Source organism: Vibrio sp. 10N.222.46.A1, assembly GCF_041473595.1.
In the GTDB taxonomy this organism is placed as follows: domain Bacteria; phylum Pseudomonadota; class Gammaproteobacteria; order Enterobacterales; family Vibrionaceae; genus Vibrio; species Vibrio tasmaniensis_A.
Genome location: NZ_JBFRSN010000005.1, coordinates 1 through 980, shown reverse-complemented (window position 1 = coordinate 980; position 980 = coordinate 1). Strand labels below are relative to the sequence as shown.

Here is a 980-nt window from a genome sequence, read left to right as displayed (position 1 = left end):
AGATTTTTCTTCATCACGCCGTGCGCCTCCAAATGCAGCATCAAAACCATGCTTGTCCAGAGCTTGCTTCAAGCCTTGGGTTTTCATGATATCAGTATGTACAGAGCTGCCATGGACAAATGGGCTGATGTCCATCTCTACCCCTTCAGGGTTTTGATGCACAATCAACTTCATACCCACTTTTTCCGCCATATAGTCACGAAACTGAATCATTTCTTTAAACTTCCACGTGGTATCTACGTGCATTAACGGGAACGGAGGCGTCGCTGGCGCAAATGCTTTTTGTGCTAGGTGGAGCATCACCGAAGAATCTTTACCGACAGAATATAGCATTACCGGGTTATCAAACTCAGCGGCAACCTCACGCATGATATGAATAGACTCAGCTTCTAATTGCTTTAGATGAGTCATACGCTCTGAAGAAATATTCATTTCAAAGAAGTCCTTAAATTACAATCCAATAAAGGCAGGTATTGCGATTAACACAATCAAGCCATAAAGCAGGCACATCGGTACGCCTACTTTCACAAAATCTTGCAGCTTATACTGTCCCGCATTAAACACCATCAAGTTAGTTTGGTAACCATATGGGCTAATAAAACTGGCGCTAGCACCAAACGCGACTGCAAGTATATACGCTTGAGGGTTTGCAGATAAACTCGAAGCCAATTCGATTCCAATAGGAAGTACGAGTGCAGCCGCCGCATTGTTAGTGACCAACTCTGTCATTAACCACGCCAACAAATAAACAACAATCAAGCCCGTCAGTGGAGTAAACAAATAATCATATGAATGAACCATTGTTTCTAGCCCACCCAAAGCACCACTATTTGTTAAAGCCTGAGACAAGAGCAGGGCGGAGGATATAATTAACCAAACATTTTTAGGTAAACGCTGCAGAACCTCATTAGCCGTTAAACACCCAGACAACAAAAGTGCACCTAATAATATCAACATCACTTTAAAAAGAGACACAACAC

General features: G+C 42.6%; 2 protein-coding genes. Both read right to left on the bottom strand.

Translation table 11 applies throughout. The annotated features are described in order from the left end of the window. Positions 1–432: sulfate adenylyltransferase subunit CysD (gene cysD / locus AB4496_RS00370; RefSeq protein WP_372130470.1), on the bottom strand; the 432-nt coding region annotated here is incomplete at its 3' end. An 18-nt stretch (positions 433–450) separates the two neighbouring features. After that, on the bottom strand, positions 451–980 hold a 530-nt coding region (locus AB4496_RS00365), incomplete at its 5' end, for an SLC13 family permease (protein ID WP_372130469.1).